Origin of the sequence: Bacillus sp. CR71, assembly GCF_003429245.1 — a bacterium.
GTDB lineage: Bacteria > Bacillota > Bacilli > Bacillales > Bacillaceae_G > Bacillus_A > Bacillus_A thuringiensis_S.
Map to the genome: position 1 here is coordinate 91,344 of NZ_CP031748.1, position 18,542 is coordinate 109,885.

An 18,542-nucleotide genomic window follows, 5' to 3' on the forward strand; every position below is an offset into this window, starting at 1 on the left:
GGAGCTGACGAATACTAATAGATCGAGGACTTAACCATATAATATGTAGCAATGTTATCTAGTTTTGAAGGAATATACCTTCAATAGTTTGGTGATGATGGCAGAGAGGTCACACCCGTTCCCATACCGAACACGGAAGTTAAGCTCTCTAGCGCCGATGGTAGTTGGGACCTTGTCCCTGTGAGAGTAGGACGTCGCCAAGCAACTAAAACACGAGTCAAATGACTCGTGTTTTTTCGTGTTTTATTTTATAATCCATAGTAATAAAAAATGTGTTTAAAGTATTCATATTTTGTTTAAATACAGGGGAATGTGGCTAGGATAGTGAATAAGCAAAAGAGTTGCAAATTTTATTAATACGTATATAATTAAAGTCAAAGATAGTCAAAGTCAATAAAGGTGGCGGATAAATGAGAAATATATCTGATATCATTGAGCAATATCTAAAGCAAGTTATTGACTTAAGTAATAATAATGTGATTGAAATCAAGAGAAATGAGATTGCGGATCGATTCGAGTGCGTACCATCTCAAATCAATTATGTAATCAATACCCGTTTTACGTTAGAAAGAGGATTTGTAGTAGAAAGTAAACGTGGTGGAGGAGGTTACATTCGCATTATAAAAGTCAAACTGCATGACGATATAGATATTATTGATCAAATGCTTCATATGATTGATCATAGCGTTGCGCAAGGGAATGCAGAAAGTATGATTATACGTTTAATAGAAGAGGGAATTATAACAAATCGTGAAGCGAAACTGATGTTAAGCGTAATAGATCGTTCTGTATTATCAATGGATGTTCCTTCTCGAGATGAACTTAGGGCTCGAATATTATGCGCAATGTTAAGAACACTGAAATATAAATAAATATAACTTTTGTAAAAGATTGATAACTAAGATAAAGCAGTTAAATATTGTAGAAGTTTTGAAAAAGAACATGCACTTTTATTTAAACGGATTCAGGAAAGCGAACAATCTAGTAATGTATGAAAAGTACCATGAGATAGAGCGTTCCTGTTGTAAAGGTGGGGATAGTGATGACTTGTCAAAACTGTAATATAAGACCAGCAACTTTACATTATACAAAAGTAATTAACGAGAAGAAGGCGGAAGTTCATCTTTGTGAGCAATGTGCAGAGCAAAGTGGCTATACGTCTTTCTTTCCATCATCGCAGTCTAACTTTTCATTTCATGATTTATTTGCTGGTTTATTACACGGTGAATCAACAATGTTTGAAGAAGGAAAAAATGGATTTTCAAATGCAGATATAGTAAGATGTCCAGATTGTAAGATGACATATGAACAATTTACAAAAGTCGGACGTTTTGGCTGTTATTCTTGTTACGATACATTTAAGGAGCATTTAAAGCCATTATTAAAACGCCTTCACGGTGGGCATACAGAACATTGTGGGAAAATTCCGGAACGTATAGAAGGAAATATCCACTTAAAGAAAGAATTAGATGAACTAAAACTTATTCTGAAACAATACGTACAGAAAGAGGAATTTGAGAAAGCTGCAGAAGTAAGAGATAAGATCCGAGGTCTTGAAATACAGCTTAGTGAGCATAGAGAGGGGGAATAGTTCTATGTCACTGGACAAAATTATGAACGAAGCAATTAGTCCATGGATGAAGGGGGATGGCCCTGATTCTGATATTGTTTTAAGTAGTCGAATTCGTTTGGCTCGTAACTTTAAACAATATCAATTTTCCACTATGCAAAACGAAGAAGAAGCTAAACAGATTCATGAATTATTCAAAAAGAAATTCATAAATAAAGCAGTAGGGTCTTTTGGGGAGTTTGGACTATTAAAGATGAATGAATTAACCCCTCTTCAAAGGAGAGTTTTAGTCGAAAAGCATTTAATTAGTCCAAATCTTGCAGGGACAGAATATGGAGCATGTCTACTATCAGAAAGTGAACATATTAGTGTTATGCTTAATGAAGAAGACCATATTCGGATTCAGTGCCTATTTTCAGGATTACAGTTATCAGAGGCACTTCAAAGTGCCAATCAAATAGATAATTGGATTGAGAAAGAAGTTGAATACGCTTTTGATGAATCACTTGGATATATTACGAGTTGTCCTACTAATGTTGGCACAGGGTTAAGAGCTTCTGTGATGATACATTTACCGGGACTGGTTTTAACAAAAAGAATTAGCCGTATTATACAAGTAATTCAAAAATTAGGGTTAGTAGTAAGAGGAATATACGGTGAAGGTAGCGAAGCGTTAGGTAATATATTTCAAGTTTCAAATCAAATGACGCTAGGAAAGTCTGAAGAAGATATTATTGCAGATTTAAAGAGTGTCATTCAACAAATTATACAGCAAGAAAAAATGGCTAGAGAATTAATTGTACAAAATTCAAGTATTGAACTTGAAGATAAGGTTTATCGTTCTTACGGCATACTAGCAAACAGTCGTTTAATTCAATCTGCAGAAGCAGCCAATTGCTTATCAGATGTACGACTTGGTATTGATCTAGGATATATAAAAGGTATATCGAGAAATATTTTGACTGAGCTAATGGTTCTTACGCAACCAGGTATTTTACAACAATACGCAGGTGGACCTTTAGGGCCAGAAGAAAGAGATTATCGAAGAGCAACCTTAATCCGTGAGCGATTACGTATTGAAAAAAACTAAGCGCAAGTAGGAGGCGATTTCTATGATGTTTGGAAGATTTACAGAAAGAGCACAGAAAGTGTTAGCTTTATCTCAAGAGGAAGCAATTCGTATTGGGCATAATAATATTGGAACAGAACATATTTTACTTGGGCTTGTACGCGAAGGTGAAGGAATTGCAGCAAAAGCATTAATTGCTCTTGGATTAAGTCCAGAGAAAGTTCAAAAAGAAGTAGAAGCGTTAATTGGGCGAGGAACAGAAGCTTCTCAAACTGTACATTATACACCTCGTGCTAAAAAGGTTATTGAATTATCTATGGATGAAGCGCGTAAGCTAGGCCATTCTTACGTTGGAACAGAACACATTTTACTCGGTTTAATCCGTGAAGGTGAAGGTGTAGCCGCACGTGTTTTAAATAATTTAGGTGTAAGTCTAAATAAAGCAAGACAACAAGTGTTACAACTTCTTGGAAGTAATGAAGCTAGTTCAGGTCATCAAGGTGGTTCAGCAACAAATGCAAATACACCGACACTGGACAGTTTAGCAAGGGACTTAACAGTTGTTGCACGTGAAAATCGCTTAGACCCTGTTATTGGACGCGGTAAAGAAATTCAACGTGTAATTGAGGTATTAAGCCGTAGAACGAAAAATAACCCAGTATTAATTGGTGAGCCTGGTGTAGGTAAAACGGCAATTGCAGAAGGATTAGCACAGCAAATTGTAAATAATGAAGTTCCTGAAACTTTAAGAGATAAGCGTGTTATGACACTAGATATGGGTACAGTGGTAGCTGGAACAAAATATCGCGGTGAATTTGAAGATCGTTTAAAGAAAGTGATGGATGAAATTCGCCAAGCAGGCAATATTATTCTATTTATTGATGAGCTTCATACATTAATTGGTGCAGGTGGAGCAGAAGGTGCAATCGATGCATCGAATATTTTAAAACCATCTTTAGCACGAGGAGAGCTACAATGTATTGGGGCAACAACTTTAGATGAGTATCGTAAATATATTGAAAAAGACGCGGCTTTAGAAAGACGTTTTCAACCAATTCATGTTGATGAGCCAAGTTTAGAAGAATCGATTCAAATCTTGAAAGGTTTACGTGATCGTTATGAGGCGCATCACCGTGTATCTATTACAGATGACGCTATTGATGCAGCTGTAAAACTTTCAGATCGTTATATTACAGATCGCTTTTTACCGGATAAAGCAATTGATTTAATTGATGAAGCTGCTTCAAAAGTTCGCTTACGTTCTTATACAACACCACCAAACTTAAAAGAGCTTGAAGTGAAGCTTGAGGAGATTCGAAAAGAAAAAGATGCAGCTGTACAAAGTCAAGAATTTGAAAAGGCTGCATCCTTACGTGATATGGAGCAACGCTTACGTGAGAAGTTAGAAGATACAAAACGTCAATGGAAAGAGCAACAAGGAAAAGAAAATTCAGAGGTTACGGTAGAAGATATTGCAAATGTCGTTTCTACATGGACGCGTATCCCAGTTTCTAAACTTGCACAAACAGAGACTGATAAATTATTAAATTTAGAATCCATTCTTCATGATCGTTTGATTGGTCAAGATGAAGCAGTAGTAGCAGTAGCAAAAGCTGTTCGTCGTGCAAGAGCAGGATTAAAAGATCCGAAGCGCCCGATTGGTTCATTTATTTTCTTAGGACCAACAGGTGTAGGTAAAACAGAACTTGCAAGAGCACTAGCAGAATCTATGTTCGGTGATGAAGATGCAATGATTCGCATCGATATGTCAGAGTATATGGAGAAGCATTCTACTTCCCGTTTAGTTGGTTCTCCTCCAGGATATGTTGGATATGAAGAAGGTGGACAATTAACAGAGAAAGTTCGTCGCAAGCCATATTCAGTTGTATTATTAGATGAGGTAGAGAAAGCTCATCCGGATGTATTTAATATTCTACTACAAGTATTAGAAGATGGTCGTTTAACAGATTCTAAAGGACGTACAGTTGATTTCCGTAATACAATTGTTATTATGACGTCTAACGTTGGTGCCGAGGCGTTAAAACGTAACAAACATCTTGGATTTAATGTCCAAGATGAAAGCCGTGATTATTCGGATATGAAAGGTAAAGTAATGGATGAGTTGAAAAAGGCATTTCGTCCAGAATTCTTAAACCGTATTGATGAAATTATCGTATTCCATATGCTTGAGAAAAAACATATTCAAGAGATTGTAACTCTTATGGTAAATCAGTTAGTAAATCGCTTAAAAGAACAAGAAATCGAATTGCACTTAACGGAAGGGGCAATTTCAGCTATTGCAGATAAAGGATTTGATCGTGAGTATGGCGCTCGTCCACTTCGCAGAGCAATTCAGAAACATGTAGAAGATAGACTATCAGAAGAACTTTTAAAAGGTGCTATTGAGAAAGGACAAAAAGTTATCTTTGATGTAGAAGGAGAATCATTTGTCATTCATAGTGCGGAAAAGGTAAAATAAGTATAGACAAACAAAGAGGGCTACGCGATAGCCCTCTTTCTTGTACGAGAAGGATAAACGTTTATAGACGAAAGTGAAGTGAACTATAAAAAGGTATGGCTAAAAAGAAAACGAAATTTATATGTCAAGAATGTGGTTATCAGTCACCAAAATATATGGGTAAATGTCCTGGATGTGGTCAATGGAATACACTTGTTGAAGAAATGGAGCCAGTTGTATCATCTAGGCGCCTTAATTACGCGAATGCAATTCAAACGGAAGTAACAAAACCAAGACGTCTTACCGAAGTAGAAACAAAGTCTGAGGCACGTATTGAAACGGAATTTCAAGAGTTTAATCGTGTGCTTGGTGGTGGAATTGTAGATGGGTCCTTAGTGCTTATTGGTGGAGACCCTGGGATTGGAAAATCAACATTACTATTACAGATTTCATCACAATTAGCAGATTCTTCATATGATGTATTATACATATCGGGTGAGGAGTCGGCAAAGCAGATTAAACTTCGTGCAGATCGTTTGCATGTAAAGGGTAGCAATCTATTTGTTGTAGCAGAGACAGACCTGCAGCGTATTGCAGCACATATTGAAGAGATGAATCCAGCTTTTGTTGTTATTGATTCTATTCAAACGATACATTTACCTGAAGTGACGTCAGCACCAGGAAGTGTGGCACAAGTACGTGAATGTACAGCGGAATTAATGAAACTTGCAAAAACAAAAGGAATCCCTATTTTCATTGTCGGGCATGTGACAAAAGAAGGAGCAATTGCAGGACCTCGTATGTTAGAACATATGGTCGATGCAGTTCTTTACTTTGAAGGAGATCGACACCATACGTATCGTATTTTACGGGCTGTGAAGAACCGTTTTGGTTCCACGAATGAAATGGGTATCTTTGAAATGAAAGAGCTTGGTCTTGCGGAAGTTTTAAATCCTTCTGAAATCTTCCTTGAGGAAAGGCCGGTTGGTGTTGCAGGATCAACAGTAGTTGCTTCAATGGAAGGAACAAGACCGGTTTTAGTAGAAATACAAGCATTAATCTCCCCTACTAGTTTTGGAAATCCTCGAAGAATGGCGACGGGAATTGATCATAACCGTGTTTCGCTTATTATGGCAGTATTAGAAAAAAGAACAGGTTTACTATTGCAAAATCAAGATGCATATTTAAAAGTAGCTGGTGGTTTGAAATTAGACGAACCGGCAATTGATTTAGCAGTGGCTTTAAGTATAGCCTCAAGTTTTAGGGATAAATCTACGGCACCAACTGATGCAGTAATAGGAGAAGTAGGATTAACTGGAGAAATAAGAAGAGTATCAAGAATCGAACAACGTGTACAAGAAGCGGCTAAATTAGGATTTCAACGTGTTATTATTCCTAGAAAAAACTTAGGAGGATGGACAATTCCGGATGGGATTGAGGTTGTAGGTGTTTCTAATTTAGGAGAAGCGCTTCGTTTGACATTAGGAGGCTAGGCTATGGAAGAAAATAAGCAACGTGTCAAAAGTATGATTAATATTTTACAGCTCGTGGCCCCAGGAACACCACTGCGTGAAGGGATAGATAATGTACTTCGCGCACAAACAGGGGGGCTAATTGTTCTTGGATATAATGAGCAGATTAAAAGTATTGTGGATGGTGGTTTTCACATTAATTGTGCATTCTCTCCTGCTAGTTTATATGAATTAGCAAAAATGGACGGGGCACTTATTTTAAATGAAACGGGAAGTAAAATTTTAATAGCGAATGCACAGTTAGTTCCAGAGGCATCTATTGATTCTATTGAAACAGGTATGCGTCACCGAACAGCAGAACGTGTAGCGAAGCAGACGGGCAGCCTTGTTGTGGCCATTTCACAAAGACGTAACGTAATTACGCTATATCAAGGGAACTTACGTTATACACTAAAAGATATAGGGGTTATTTTAACAAAAGCAAATCAAGCTATTCAAACGTTAGAAAAATATAAGGCTGTATGGAATGATGGTATTACGAATTTGGGCATTCTAGAATTTGAAGAGGTCGTTACAATGTCTGAGGTAGTTCACGTTTTACATAGTGTTGAAATGGTACTGCGTATTAAAAATGAAATATTGAGCTATATTCATGAGCTCGGAACAGAAGGTAGGTTAATTCGTTTACAGCTTACAGAATTGCTAGCTGATTTAGAAGCAGAGGCAGCATTGTTAATTAAAGATTATCACCAGGAGAAAACACAAGACCATCATCAAATTTTGAAAAAGTTACAGGACCTTGCAAATACACAACTTTTAGAGGATAGTGATTTAGTTAAATTACTTGGCTATCCAGGGCAAACTAGTTTAGAAGAAAGTGTGACGCCAAGGGGATATCGAATTACAAGCAAAATCTCTCGTGTTCCGCCACTTATCATTGAAAATTTAATTAATCGATTCAAAACGTTGCAAGGAGTTTGTCGCGCGACGATTCATGAATTGGATGATGTGGAAGGAATTGGGGAAGTAAGGGCGAAGAAAATACGAGAAGGCCTAAAAAGAATTCAAGAGCATCTCTATATGAGTAGACACAATTAAGAATATTACATTGATTCCATAATATAACGACACTAGAACATTTTTGGTATATGATATGATATATTGGTAAATAAAACTATTTATAAAAAAAAACACGTCCGCTTTTGCATTCGGCGTTTTGATTAGCGAAACAATGGTTAATAATGAGTAGGAGGTGGTTGGATGTTAAAACGGATCGTACAGCTCTTCTTTCTAGTAATCGGGGGAGCGTTAGGGATTTACTTAATCCCAAAAGTTATTAATGTATTAGACATCGGTGCTGTTCCTTTATTGGAAGGATCGTATGTTCGTGCGATTATTGGTGCAATTATTTTATTTTTAACAACATTTTGGCTTGTAGATTATATTGTTCAACTTATTAAGCATATTGAAGAGGCTCTTGTAAAGGCGCCTGTAGCAGATGTTTTATTTGGTACATTAGGATTGATCTCTGGTCTTATTGTTGCATATTTAATTTTAATACCGATTCGTGAATTTACAATTCCGGTTATTAGTACGGTGTTGCAAGTGTTCTTCACTCTTTTACTTGGATATTTAGGATTCCAAGTAGGATTTAAAAAGAGGAATGAATTGCTAGGATTATTTACATTACCCCAACGCGGAGGTAAGAAGAAAAATAATAGCGAGAACGAAGAGGTAGAAGCAGAAAAATCTACGACTCATTGGAAAATTCTCGATACGAGTGTAATTATCGATGGACGTATTGCTGATATTTGCCAAACGAAGTTTTTGGAAGGAACAATTGTGATTCCACAATTCGTATTAGAAGAGCTTCAGCATATTGCCGATTCTTCCGATGCTTTAAAGCGTAATCGTGGTCGCAGAGGACTAGACATTTTAAATCGTATTCAAAAAGAGATGCCGATTCCGGTAGAAATTTATGAAGGCGATTTCGAGGATATCCAAGAGGTGGATAGCAAACTTGTAAAGTTAGCAAAAATCACCGGTGGAACTGTAGTAACGAATGATTTCAACTTAAATAAAGTTTCTGAATTACAAGGAGTAACGGTGTTAAACATTAATGATTTAGCTAATGCAATTAAACCAGTTGTACTCCCTGGCGAAGAATTAAATGTTTATGTTGTGAAAGATGGTAAAGAGCAAAACCAAGGTGTTGCGTACTTAGATGATGGTACGATGATTGTAGTAGAAGATGGTAGAGAGTATGTAGGTTCGCAACTTAATGTACTGGTTACTAGCGTATTACAAACATCGGCTGGTCGTATGATTTTCGCAAAACGTAAATTATTAGAAAAAGCATTATAGGTAGAGGATTATTAATATGTATACATTAATTATTCCGGCAGCCGGCCAAGGAAAGCGGATGGGTGCTGGCAAAAATAAGTTGTTCTTACTTATAAACGAAGTACCGATTATCGTTCATACATTACGTGCTTTTGAAAGAGATAAAGAGTGCAAAAGTATTGTTATGGCAATTAACGAAGAGGAACGCCCGTATTTTGAGGAATTAATGCAGAAGTATCCGATTGAAAAACAGGTACAATTTATTCAGGGTGGAGCCGAAAGACAAGATAGTGTATATAACGCGATTCAGCATGCGAGTGATGTTGAATACGTTCTTGTACATGACGGAGCGCGCCCATTCGTAACGAATAAAGTGATTCAAGACGTATTAACAGCAGCAGAAAAATATGGAGCTTCCATTTGTGCAGTGCCAGTAAAGGATACAGTTAAGAAAGTAGAGCAAGGTGTTGTTGTCGAAACGGTAGAACGATCTCAGCTTAAGGCTGTACAAACACCGCAAGGGTTCTCTGTTTCTCTTTTGTTAGAAGCTCATAGAAGTGCAAAACAGAGTTGTTTTCTTGGTACAGATGATGCAAGTCTCGTGGAACGTATTGGTAAGCAAGTAGGTGTAGTAGAGGGGAGTTACTATAATATTAAAGTGACGACTCCAGAGGATTTACTAATTGCTGAAAGTTTCCTTCATGTTCAGAAAAAATAGCCGTGATGGTGTATAACAAAGGAAAGCTCGGCAATGGCCGGGCTTTTCTTTGTAGGGATATCAATATAATATAGAGTCATAAAGCTCAGTGGTTTAGCTCAAGGAGGATGTAAAGAATGTTTCGAATTGGACAAGGTTTTGATGTGCATGAATTTGCGGAAGGTAGACCGTTAATTATTGGCGGAATTACAATTCCACACGAGAAAGGATTAATCGGTCATTCAGATGCAGATGTATTGTTACATACGATTGCTGATGCATGTTTAGGTGCCATTGCAGCAGGAGATATTGGAAAGCATTTTCCTGATACAGACCCAGCTTTTAAAGATGCAGATTCAGCTGTATTGTTACAAAAAGTTTGGGAATTTGTGCGTGAACAAGGTTACGAGTTAGGGAACTTAGATTGTACAATTATTGCTCAAAAGCCAAAAATGGCACCGCATATTGAAAGTATGCGTAAACGTATTAGTGAACTGTTAGAAACGTCTATAGATAACATTAATGTAAAGGCAACAACAACAGAGAAATTAGGATTTACAGGTAGAGAAGAAGGAATTGCTTCTCAAGCAGTGGTATTATTACAGAAAAAATAATGGTTTTTAATTCGTAAGATGGATAATCACATTTTTTTGTTGTACAATTATAGAATGTGTAGACATTAAGAATGGAAGGTGTACCAATTATGGAAAAGCAAGTGAGAGTGCGCTATGCGCCAAGTCCAACAGGACACTTACATATCGGAAATGCGCGTACGGCATTATTTAATTATTTATTTGCTCGTCATTTAGATGGCAAGTTTATTATTCGTATTGAAGATACTGATGTAAAACGTAACGTGGCTGGTGGAGAAGAAAGCCAATTAAAATACTTGAAATGGCTCGGTATGGACTGGGATGAAGGTGTTGATGTTGGCGGTGAATTTGGACCATATCGTCAAACAGAGCGTTTAGATATTTATAAAAAATTATATCTAGATTTATTAGAGCGTGGTTTAGCTTACAAATGTTATATGACAGAAGAAGAGCTAGAAGCAGAGCGTGAAGGACAAATTTCTCGTGGTGAAACACCTCGTTATGCAGGTAACCACCGTGATTTAACTGAAGAACAAATGAAAGAATTTGAAGCTGAGGGACGTATTCCAAGTATTCGTTTCCGTGTACCAGCTGATCGTGATTACACATTTAAAGATATCGTAAAAGATGAAGTAGCATTCCATTCAAATGATTTCGGTGATTTCGTTATCGTGAAAAAAGATGGAATTCCAACTTATAACTTTGCGGTAGCAGTAGATGATCACTTAATGGAAATTACACATGTACTTCGTGGTGATGACCATATTTCAAATACGCCAAAACAAATGATGATTTATGAAGCTTTCGGTTGGGATATCCCGCAATTTGGCCATATGACTTTAATTGTAAATGAAAGCCGTAAAAAATTAAGTAAGCGTGATGAATCTATTATTCAATTTATTGAGCAATATAAAGAGCTTGGATATCTTCCAGAAGCAATCTTTAACTTTATTGCACTACTAGGTTGGTCGCCGGTAGGAGAAGAAGAAATCTTCTCTCAAGAAGAGTTTATCAAAATGTTCGATGCAGCTCGTTTATCAAAATCACCTGCATTATTTGATTCTCAAAAATTAAAATGGATGAACAACCAATATATGAAAAAGCAAGATTTAGATACGGTGGTAGAATTAAGCTTACCGCATCTAGTGAAAGCTGGACGTATAGGTGAAACTTTAAGTGAACAAGAGCAAGCTTGGATTCGTGATGTAATTGCGTTATATCATGAACAAATGAGTTTTGGAGCTGAAATTGTAGAGCTTTCTGAAATGTTCTTCAAAGATCATGTTGATCATGAAGAAGAAGGACAAGAAGTATTAAAAGGTGAACAAGTACCAGAAGTACTTCGTGCATTTGCTGGTCAAGTAGAAGCACTAGAGGCGATGGAACCAGCAGCAATTAAGGCGGCTATTAAAGCAGTTCAAAAGGAAACAGGTCATAAAGGTAAAAACTTATTTATGCCAATCCGTGTTGCAACTACTGGTCAAACACATGGCCCAGAGCTTCCTAATGCTATTGCACTTCTTGGAAAAGAAAAAGTTTTAAATCGTCTTCATAAAGTAATTGGTTAACATTTTCTAGGTTTAGAAATATAATAAGTATACTTAAAACCTAATAAGGAAAAGCGACGAGAAGGAGAAGTAGAAAATCAGGCTTTTTACAGAGAGAACCACCTTTAGGCTGGAAGTGGTTTATAAGCGGGTTTTTGAAATGCCCCTTCGAGTCTTCTGCTGAACAGCAAAATGTTTTGTGAAACATCTTAAGGCGTTAAAGTAAGCAGAAGCGGTGTACACCGTTATCAGAGATGAGTTTGAGGCTTTTTTAGCCTAAACAGAGTGGAACCGCGCTTAAAAGGCGTCTCTGTCAATATGACAGAGGCGTCTTTTTTTATACCGTAAAACTGGGTATGAGTATAAATTTTATCTACGTGTATAAAGATTTAGGGAGATAAGTAGGGAGTTAGTTCACTCGAAAAAGCAGCCCATAAAGGGGAGGGAACATCGATGTTTAAGAGGCTTCGGGAAGATATTGAAGTCGTTTTTGAACAGGATCCAGCGGCAAGAGGTTATTTCGAAGTCATTTTAACTTACTCTGGATTACATGCAGTTTGGGCTCATCGAATTGCACATGCTTTTTATAAAAGGGATTTTTTCTTTCTTGCACGTTTTGTTTCACAAGTTAGTCGTTTTTTTACTGGCATTGAGATTCATCCAGGAGCAACTATTGGTCGACGCTTTTTCATAGACCATGGAATGGGAGTTGTAATTGGAGAAACTTGTGAAATTGGTGATAATGTAACAATTTATCAAGGGGTTACATTAGGTGGTACAGGAAAAGAAAAAGGCAAGAGGCATCCAACAATTCAGGATAATGTATTAATTGCGACGGGTGCTAAAGTCCTTGGTTCTATTACTGTGGGAGAGAATTCTAAAATCGGGGCAGGGTCTGTCGTATTAAAAGAAGTTCCTGCACATTCTACAGTTGTAGGTATACCTGGCCGAGTCGTTATTCAAAATGGAGTAAAGATTGGTCAAGAATTAAATCACTCTGACCTTCCGGATCCAATTTTTGATAAATTAAAGGCTATGGAAGTAGAACTTGATAAATTGAAGAAACAACTGGAAGTAAAGGTAGAAAGGAAGGATAAAAATGACTATTCACATTTATAATACGTTAACACGTCAAAAAGAAGAGTTTGTTCCATTAGAAGAAAATAAGGTAAAGATGTATGTATGCGGACCTACAGTCTATAACTACATTCATATTGGCAATGCAAGACCTCCTATGGTATTCGATACAGTACGTCGCTATCTAGAATATAAAGGGTACGATGTGCAATACGTATCGAACTTTACGGACGTAGATGATAAATTAATTAAAGCGGCAAATGAATTAGGTGAAGATGTACCGACAATTGCTAATCGTTTTGTTGAAGCGTACTTTGAAGATGTAACAGCGCTAGGTTGCAAACACGCAACAGTCCATCCTCGTGTAACAGAAAATATGGATATCATTATTGAATTTATTCAAGAACTTGTGAATAAAGGGTATGCATACGAATCAGAGGGTGATGTGTACTTTAAAACGAAGGAATTCGAAGGTTACGGTAAATTATCACATCAACCAATCGCAGATTTACGTCACGGTGCTCGTATTGAGGTAGGGGAAAAGAAACAAGACCCTCTTGATTTTGCTTTATGGAAAGCTGCGAAAGAAGGAGAAATCTTCTGGGAAAGCCCTTGGGGGCAAGGGCGTCCAGGGTGGCATATTGAATGCTCAGCAATGGCACGTAAGTACTTAGGGGATACAATTGACATTCATGCTGGTGGTCAAGACTTGGCGTTCCCGCATCATGAAAATGAAATTGCGCAGTCGGAAGCATTGACTGGAAAAACGTTTGCACGTTACTGGATGCATAATGGATATATTAATATTAACAATGAGAAGATGTCTAAATCGCTTGGTAACTTTATTTTAGTTCACGATATTATTAAGCAATACGACCCACAGTTAATTAGATTCTTTATGTTATCAGTACACTATCGTCATCCGATTAACTTTAGTGAAGAGTTATTACAAAGTACGAATAATGGGCTGGAAAGAATTAAAACAGCTTATGGAAACTTAAAGCATCGTATGGAAAGCAGTACGGATTTAACAGACCATAATGAGAAATGGTTAGTTGAAATAGAGAAATTCCAGACTGCATTTGAAGAGGCAATGAATGATGACTTTAACACTGCGAATGCAATTACCGAATTATACAATGTAGCCAATCATGCAAATCAATATTTACTTGAAGAGCATACATCTAAAGTTGTGATCGAAGCATACGTAAAACAATTGGAAACGTTATTTGATATTTTAGGATTAGAATTAACGCAAGAAGAATTGCTGGATGAAGAAATTGAAGAACTTATCCAAAAGCGCATTGAGGCTCGTAAAAATCGCGATTTCGCATTGTCTGATCAAATTCGTGACGATTTAAAAGGACGTAATATTATTTTAGAAGATACCGCTCAAGGTACAAGATGGAAAAGAGGATAAGGATGATTGATGCAAAGCAATTAAACAGCTTGGCGTTAGCGTATATGGGTGATGCGGTATATGAACAATATATCCGCTATCACCTCCTTCAAAAAGGAAAGGTTCGCCCTAATCAATTACATCGCTTAGGGACGAGCTTTGTTTCAGCAAAAGCACAGGCGAAAGTTGTTTATCATTTATTAGAGACGTCGTTTTTGACAGAGGAAGAAGAGGCGGTATTAAGAAGAGGACGTAATGCAAATTCAGGTACGGTTCCGAAAAATACGGATGTACAAACATATCGACATAGTACAGCCTTTGAAGCGCTAATTGGTTATCATCATTTATTAAATAACCGTGAAAGATTAGACGAAATTGTATATAAGGCAATTGCAGTTTTAGAAGAAAAGGAAGGGGGCACATCATCATGAGTAGTGAATATATTATCGGACGTAACCCTGTAATTGAAGCGTTACGATCAGGGAGAGATATTAATAAAATTTGGATCGCAGAAGGTGCTGCCAAAGGACAAGTGCAGATTGTACTAGCGTTAGCGAAAGAAAATAAGGTTATTTTACAACATGCACCAAAGAAAAAGTTAGATCAATTAGTTGAGGGTAATCATCAAGGTGTAATCGCTCAAGTAGCTGCATATCAGTATGCGGAGTTAGAAGATTTATTCAAAGTGGCAGAAAAACGTAATGAAGATCCATTCTTCTTAATTTTAGATGAGATTGAAGATCCGCATAACTTAGGTTCTATTATGCGTACTGCTGATGCGACAGGAGCTCATGGGATTATTATTCCAAAGAGAAGGGCTGTGGGGCTTACAGCGTCAGTTGCGAAAGCATCAACAGGAGCAATTGAATACATTCCTGTTGCACGCGTAACGAACTTATCCCGTACAATTGATGAATTAAAAGAACGTGGACTTTGGATTGCTGGTACAGATGCCAAAGGAAAAACGGATTATCGTAATTTAGATGGTAAAATGCCGATTGGGTTAGTAATTGGTAGTGAAGGAAAAGGTATGAGCCGTATTATTGGTGAAAAGTGTGATTTCCTAATCACTCTACCGATGGTTGGTAAAGTTACATCCTTAAATGCTTCCGTAGCCGCAAGTTTGTTAATGTATGAGGTATATCGTAAACGTCACGAAATTGGTAAATAAAAGATGAACGATATTTTAATCGTTGACGGTTACAACATTATCGGAGCTTGGGGAGATTTGAAGAAACTGCGGGATGTAGATTTACAATCATCAAGAGATGCACTTATTGATAAGATGGCGGATTATCAAGGTTATACAGGCACAAAAGTGATGATAGTCTTTGATGCCTATACAGTACATGGTATTGAAAAAAAGATGAAACAATCTCGTGTGGAAGTAATATTCACACGAAAGAATCAAACTGCAGATGAAAAGATAGAGCAACTTGCGATAGAGCTTAGAAATATAAATACACGAATATATGTTGCGACTTCTGATTACACGGAACAATGGGTTATATTTGCGCAAGGTGCCCTTCGGAAATCTGCGCGTGAATTAGAGTTGGAAGTACAGGCAATGGAGCAACAAGTAAGAAGGCGTACAAAAGACACGAAAGAACAGCAACCCGCCATGCGAAAGATATTTAGTAAAGATATTACAGAAAAATTAGAAAAATTAAGAAGAGGAGAGCGTTGAAGCATTGACGCTCTTTGTCTTTTTACTGTATAATATTGCTAAATAAATAGCGGTCGGAGGGATCAAGGTGGAAGCAGGCTTCGTAAGTGTAGGCGACGTTACATTTCGTGATTTAGAGGATGAGGCAATCGTTGAGTTAGTTCGAAAAGGTAATACTGACGCTCTAGAATATTTAATTCACAAGTATAAGAACTTTGTTCGCGCGAAATCAAGATCTTACTTTTTAGTGGGTGCCGATCGAGAAGACATTGTTCAAGAAGGTATGATAGGGTTGTTTAAAGCAATTCGTGATTATAAAGAGGACAAGCTGTCTTCATTCAAAGCATTTGCTGAACTGTGTATCACTCGACAAATTATTACCGCTATTAAAACGGCAACAAGACAAAAACATATTCCCTTAAATTCATATGTGTCTTTAGATAAGCCGATTTACGATGAGGAATCTGATCGAACATTATTGGATGTTATTTCTGAAGCGAAGGTAACTGATCCTGAAGAGATGATTATTAGCCAAGAAGAATATACAGACATAGAATCAAAAATATCAGAATTATTAAGCGATTTAGAAAGAAAAGTACTTTCTTTATATCTAGATGGGCGTTCTTATCAAGAGATTTCAGAACAGTTAAACAGACATGTGAAATCTATTGATAACGCTTTACAGCGGGTGAAGAGGAAATTGGAACGATATATGGAAATGCGAGAAAGTACAACTTTAAATTCATAACAAATAACAAGTACAACAGGTGTAAAATAAATCACCTGTTTTCTTTTGTAGAGCGTACAAAATGCATGTCATTGACATTGTCTTTTATTGTATGATACATTTTTAGGGACATAATGTTACAAGGTTGGTGTAACTAATGAGGAAAAAAGTTGTACTCTCATGTGAAGAGTGTAAAAATCGAAACTACTCTACTATGAAAGATACGAGCTCAATAGAGCGACTTGAAATAAAAAAGTTTTGTAAAACATGCAATCAGCATACAGTTCACAAGGAAACAAAATAAATAATTGAAATAATACACTGGAGGTCCCGCAGATGCGTTTAACGAACTTTTTCGGCGATGTAGGTCGCGAAATGAAAAAAGTAAGTTGGCCTAAAAAAGATGAATTACTCCGCTCAACAGCGACTGTTGTTGCTACAGTTGTGTTCTTTGCGATTTTCTTCGCAGTAGTTGATATGGGCATTTCTTCTTTAATTCGGTTAATTCTTGGTTAATTCTTGGTTAATTCTTGAATAAGAAGCACTTATCCATGATATAATGTTATTTATAAGAACTGTGTAAAAGCCCGGTGAACGGGTTTTTTCATTTGCGCAAAAAAATGTACGTCAGGGAGGGAAGGACGCTCGTCCTAAATGAATGGAAAAAAGTTGGTATGTTGTCCATACTTATTCTGGATATGAAAATAAAGTAAAAGCAAACCTAGAGAAGCGTGTAGAATCAATGGGTATGCAAGATAAAATTTTCCGTGTTGTTGTCCCGGAAGAAGTAGAAGTAGAAATGAAAAACGGAAAAGAAAAATTAATGAAAAGAAAAGTGTTCCCAGGTTATGTATTAGTAGAATTAATCATGACTGATGATTCTTGGTATGTTGTACGTAACACGCCGGGTGTAACTGGGTTCGTTGGTTCTTCTGGTTCTGGATCTAAGCCATCGCCTCTATTAGAAGAGGAAGTTGTTACCATTATGAAACATATGGGAATGGACAACGAAGTGGTTGATTTCGACTTTGAACTTCATGAGACAGTACGTGTAAATGAGGGGCCATTCGCAGATTATACAGGTGCTATTGAAGAAATTGATGTGGAGAAGAAAAAGGTTAGTGTACTTGTGGACATGTTTGGTCGCGAGACTCCAGTTGAACTTGACTTCCATCAAATTGAAAAATTATAAAATGAAACTTGAAATGAATTGTAAAAAGTGATAATATCTTTTAAGTCAGTACGTCTTCATTATCGGAGGCGTTTTTTGAAAGATTTTATCCTTACAGATAAAATATGACGTGGGAGGGCAAATCACTGTCCAATTGACCACATCACGGACTTAAGGAGGTGTGTCTCGTGGCTAAAAAGGTAATTAAAATGGTAAAGCTTCAAATTCCTGCAGGTAAAGCTAACCCAGCTCCACCAGTTGGTCCAGCATTAGGACAAGCAGGTGTTAACATCATGGGCTTCTGTAAAGAGTTTAACGCTCGTACAGCAGATCAAGCTGGTCTTATCATCCCTGTTGAAATTACGGTATTTGAGGACCGTTCATTCACTTTCATTACTAAAACTCCTCCTGCTGCTGTTCTTCTTAAGAAAGTAGCTGGTATTGAGTCTGGTTCTGGTGAACCAAATCGTAATAAAGTGGCAACTGTTAAGCGTGATAAAGTACGCGAAATCGCTGAAACTAAAATGCCTGACCTAAATGCTGCTAGCGTAGAAGCTGCAATGCGTATGGTTGAAGGTACTGCACGCAGTATGGGCATCGTTATCGAAGACTAATTCGATTTGTTTTTAAAAAAAGGTTGCGGGTCTGGAATTCCAATTCGCAACCTTTATTATCGTAAATGATTATCGTTTTTAAATAAATGGATGGCGCTCATCCTCAGGTTATACCTGAAAACAGGCGTAAACGTGGGAG

20 protein-coding genes, 1 rRNA gene and 1 other annotated feature are annotated in these 18,542 nt (G+C 37.1%); all 21 genes read left to right on the forward strand.

The features are described from left to right. Nucleotides 1-87 precede the first annotated feature (87 nt). The 21 genes from rrf to rplK all read left to right on the forward strand — a co-directional run bounded on the left by rrf (nt 88) and on the right by rplK (nt 18,403). Nucleotides 88-203, forward strand: a 5S ribosomal RNA gene (gene rrf, locus DOS87_RS00500). Between the two features lie 207 nt (nt 204-410). After that, the gene (gene ctsR, locus DOS87_RS00505) at nt 411-872 is read left to right on the forward strand and encodes a transcriptional regulator CtsR (protein ID WP_001244560.1); all 462 of its coding nucleotides are present in this window, start codon (nt 411-413) and stop codon (nt 870-872) included. 170 nt (nt 873-1,042) lie between these two features. Then, nucleotides 1,043-1,591 (forward strand): protein-arginine kinase activator protein McsA, encoded by a 549-nt coding sequence (locus DOS87_RS00510; RefSeq protein ID WP_000128376.1) that lies wholly within the window; start codon nt 1,043-1,045, stop codon nt 1,589-1,591. 4 nt (nt 1,592-1,595) lie between these two features. Then, complete coding sequence (locus tag DOS87_RS00515) at nt 1,596-2,660, forward strand: protein-arginine kinase McsB (RefSeq protein ID WP_000050837.1); 1,065 nt, start codon at nt 1,596-1,598, stop codon at nt 2,658-2,660. Between the two features lie 22 nt (nt 2,661-2,682). Further along, nucleotides 2,683-5,118 carry an ATP-dependent protease ATP-binding subunit ClpC gene (gene clpC, locus DOS87_RS00520; protein WP_000971173.1) on the forward strand — a complete coding sequence of 812 codons (2,436 nt, stop codon included), beginning with the start codon at nt 2,683-2,685 and terminating at the stop codon, nt 5,116-5,118. A 95-nt stretch (nt 5,119-5,213) separates the two neighbouring features. Beyond that, nucleotides 5,214-6,590 (forward strand): DNA repair protein RadA, encoded by a 1,377-nt coding sequence (radA, locus tag DOS87_RS00525; RefSeq protein WP_001085199.1) that lies wholly within the window; start codon nt 5,214-5,216, stop codon nt 6,588-6,590. A gap of 3 nt (nt 6,591-6,593) precedes the next feature. Further along, nucleotides 6,594-7,667 (forward strand): DNA integrity scanning diadenylate cyclase DisA, encoded by a 1,074-nt coding sequence (gene disA, locus DOS87_RS00530; protein WP_000392164.1) that lies wholly within the window; start codon nt 6,594-6,596, stop codon nt 7,665-7,667. A 162-nt stretch (nt 7,668-7,829) separates the two neighbouring features. Further along, nucleotides 7,830-8,933 carry a PIN/TRAM domain-containing protein gene (locus DOS87_RS00535; protein WP_000919681.1) on the forward strand — a complete coding sequence of 368 codons (1,104 nt, stop codon included), beginning with the start codon at nt 7,830-7,832 and terminating at the stop codon, nt 8,931-8,933. A gap of 16 nt (nt 8,934-8,949) precedes the next feature. Further along, complete coding sequence (gene ispD / locus DOS87_RS00540) at nt 8,950-9,630, forward strand: 2-C-methyl-D-erythritol 4-phosphate cytidylyltransferase (protein WP_000288312.1); 681 nt, start codon at nt 8,950-8,952, stop codon at nt 9,628-9,630. 116 nt (nt 9,631-9,746) lie between these two features. Further along, on the forward strand, nt 9,747-10,223 hold the full coding sequence (gene ispF / locus DOS87_RS00545) for a 2-C-methyl-D-erythritol 2,4-cyclodiphosphate synthase (RefSeq protein ID WP_000488386.1): 477 nt from the start codon (nt 9,747-9,749) through the stop codon (nt 10,221-10,223). 89 nt (nt 10,224-10,312) lie between these two features. Then, nucleotides 10,313-11,770, forward strand: coding sequence for a glutamate--tRNA ligase (gene gltX, locus DOS87_RS00550; RefSeq protein ID WP_098578029.1), 1,458 nt, complete (start codon nt 10,313-10,315; stop codon nt 11,768-11,770). Nucleotides 11,771-11,817: 47 nt separating this feature from the next. Then, nucleotides 11,818-12,064 (forward strand) — a binding site (T-box leader). 138 nt (nt 12,065-12,202) lie between these two features. Further along, nucleotides 12,203-12,868 carry a serine O-acetyltransferase gene (gene cysE, locus DOS87_RS00555; RefSeq protein WP_000476495.1) on the forward strand — a complete coding sequence of 222 codons (666 nt, stop codon included), beginning with the start codon at nt 12,203-12,205 and terminating at the stop codon, nt 12,866-12,868. Then, nucleotides 12,849-14,246: a cysteine--tRNA ligase gene (gene cysS, locus DOS87_RS00560; protein ID WP_000152284.1), complete on the forward strand. Its 1,398-nt coding sequence runs from the start codon at nt 12,849-12,851 to the stop codon at nt 14,244-14,246. Before cysE ends, cysS begins: the two co-directional genes overlap by 20 nt. A gap of 2 nt (nt 14,247-14,248) precedes the next feature. Then, a complete protein-coding gene (locus tag DOS87_RS00565; protein WP_000564265.1) occupies nt 14,249-14,656 on the forward strand; it encodes a Mini-ribonuclease 3 in 408 nt (135 codons plus the stop codon). Next, on the forward strand, nt 14,653-15,396 hold the full coding sequence (gene rlmB / locus DOS87_RS00570) for a 23S rRNA (guanosine(2251)-2'-O)-methyltransferase RlmB (RefSeq protein WP_000093762.1): 744 nt from the start codon (nt 14,653-14,655) through the stop codon (nt 15,394-15,396). The genes DOS87_RS00565 and rlmB overlap by 4 nt, the downstream gene beginning before the upstream one ends. 3 nt (nt 15,397-15,399) lie before the next feature. Continuing rightward, nucleotides 15,400-15,912: an NYN domain-containing protein gene (locus DOS87_RS00575; RefSeq protein WP_000997887.1), complete on the forward strand. Its 513-nt coding sequence runs from the start codon at nt 15,400-15,402 to the stop codon at nt 15,910-15,912. 67 nt (nt 15,913-15,979) lie between these two features. Beyond that, nucleotides 15,980-16,639: an RNA polymerase factor sigma-70 gene (locus tag DOS87_RS00580; protein WP_000387198.1), complete on the forward strand. Its 660-nt coding sequence runs from the start codon at nt 15,980-15,982 to the stop codon at nt 16,637-16,639. A gap of 136 nt (nt 16,640-16,775) precedes the next feature. Further along, nucleotides 16,776-16,922 carry a 50S ribosomal protein L33 gene (rpmG, locus tag DOS87_RS00585; protein ID WP_014481927.1) on the forward strand — a complete coding sequence of 49 codons (147 nt, stop codon included), beginning with the start codon at nt 16,776-16,778 and terminating at the stop codon, nt 16,920-16,922. A gap of 32 nt (nt 16,923-16,954) precedes the next feature. Beyond that, nucleotides 16,955-17,134 (forward strand): preprotein translocase subunit SecE, encoded by a 180-nt coding sequence (gene secE, locus DOS87_RS00590; protein ID WP_001241323.1) that lies wholly within the window; start codon nt 16,955-16,957, stop codon nt 17,132-17,134. Between the two features lie 142 nt (nt 17,135-17,276). Beyond that, a complete protein-coding gene (gene nusG, locus DOS87_RS00595; protein ID WP_000415794.1) occupies nt 17,277-17,810 on the forward strand; it encodes a transcription termination/antitermination protein NusG in 534 nt (177 codons plus the stop codon). A gap of 167 nt (nt 17,811-17,977) precedes the next feature. Then, complete coding sequence (gene rplK, locus DOS87_RS00600; protein WP_001085872.1) at nt 17,978-18,403, forward strand: 50S ribosomal protein L11; 426 nt, start codon at nt 17,978-17,980, stop codon at nt 18,401-18,403. Nucleotides 18,404-18,542: the final 139 nt, after the last annotated feature.

Bases quoted from the DNA above. Each gene is read 5' to 3' on its own strand.
- ispF (WP_000488386.1), top strand. From the start codon at position 9,747: ATGTTTCGAATTGGACAAGGTTTTGATGTGCATGAATTTGCGGAAGGT.
- DOS87_RS00515 (WP_000050837.1), top strand. From the start codon at position 1,596: ATGTCACTGGACAAAATTATGAACGAAGCAATTAGTCCATGGATGAAG.
- nusG (WP_000415794.1), top strand. From the start codon at position 17,277: ATGGAAAAAAGTTGGTATGTTGTCCATACTTATTCTGGATATGAAAAT.
- secE (WP_001241323.1), top strand. From the start codon at position 16,955: ATGCGTTTAACGAACTTTTTCGGCGATGTAGGTCGCGAAATGAAAAAA.
- cysE (WP_000476495.1), top strand. From the start codon at position 12,203: ATGTTTAAGAGGCTTCGGGAAGATATTGAAGTCGTTTTTGAACAGGAT.
- rlmB (WP_000093762.1), top strand. From the start codon at position 14,653: ATGAGTAGTGAATATATTATCGGACGTAACCCTGTAATTGAAGCGTTA.
- rpmG (WP_014481927.1), top strand. From the start codon at position 16,776: ATGAGGAAAAAAGTTGTACTCTCATGTGAAGAGTGTAAAAATCGAAAC.
- cysS (WP_000152284.1), top strand. From the start codon at position 12,849: ATGACTATTCACATTTATAATACGTTAACACGTCAAAAAGAAGAGTTT.
- DOS87_RS00565 (WP_000564265.1), top strand. From the start codon at position 14,249: ATGATTGATGCAAAGCAATTAAACAGCTTGGCGTTAGCGTATATGGGT.
- DOS87_RS00510 (WP_000128376.1), top strand. From the start codon at position 1,043: ATGACTTGTCAAAACTGTAATATAAGACCAGCAACTTTACATTATACA.
- DOS87_RS00575 (WP_000997887.1), top strand. From the start codon at position 15,400: ATGAACGATATTTTAATCGTTGACGGTTACAACATTATCGGAGCTTGG.
- disA (WP_000392164.1), top strand. From the start codon at position 6,594: ATGGAAGAAAATAAGCAACGTGTCAAAAGTATGATTAATATTTTACAG.
- clpC (WP_000971173.1), top strand. From the start codon at position 2,683: ATGATGTTTGGAAGATTTACAGAAAGAGCACAGAAAGTGTTAGCTTTA.
- gltX (WP_098578029.1), top strand. From the start codon at position 10,313: ATGGAAAAGCAAGTGAGAGTGCGCTATGCGCCAAGTCCAACAGGACAC.
- radA (WP_001085199.1), top strand. From the start codon at position 5,214: ATGGCTAAAAAGAAAACGAAATTTATATGTCAAGAATGTGGTTATCAG.
- DOS87_RS00535 (WP_000919681.1), top strand. From the start codon at position 7,830: ATGTTAAAACGGATCGTACAGCTCTTCTTTCTAGTAATCGGGGGAGCG.
- ctsR (WP_001244560.1), top strand. From the start codon at position 411: ATGAGAAATATATCTGATATCATTGAGCAATATCTAAAGCAAGTTATT.
- ispD (WP_000288312.1), top strand. From the start codon at position 8,950: ATGTATACATTAATTATTCCGGCAGCCGGCCAAGGAAAGCGGATGGGT.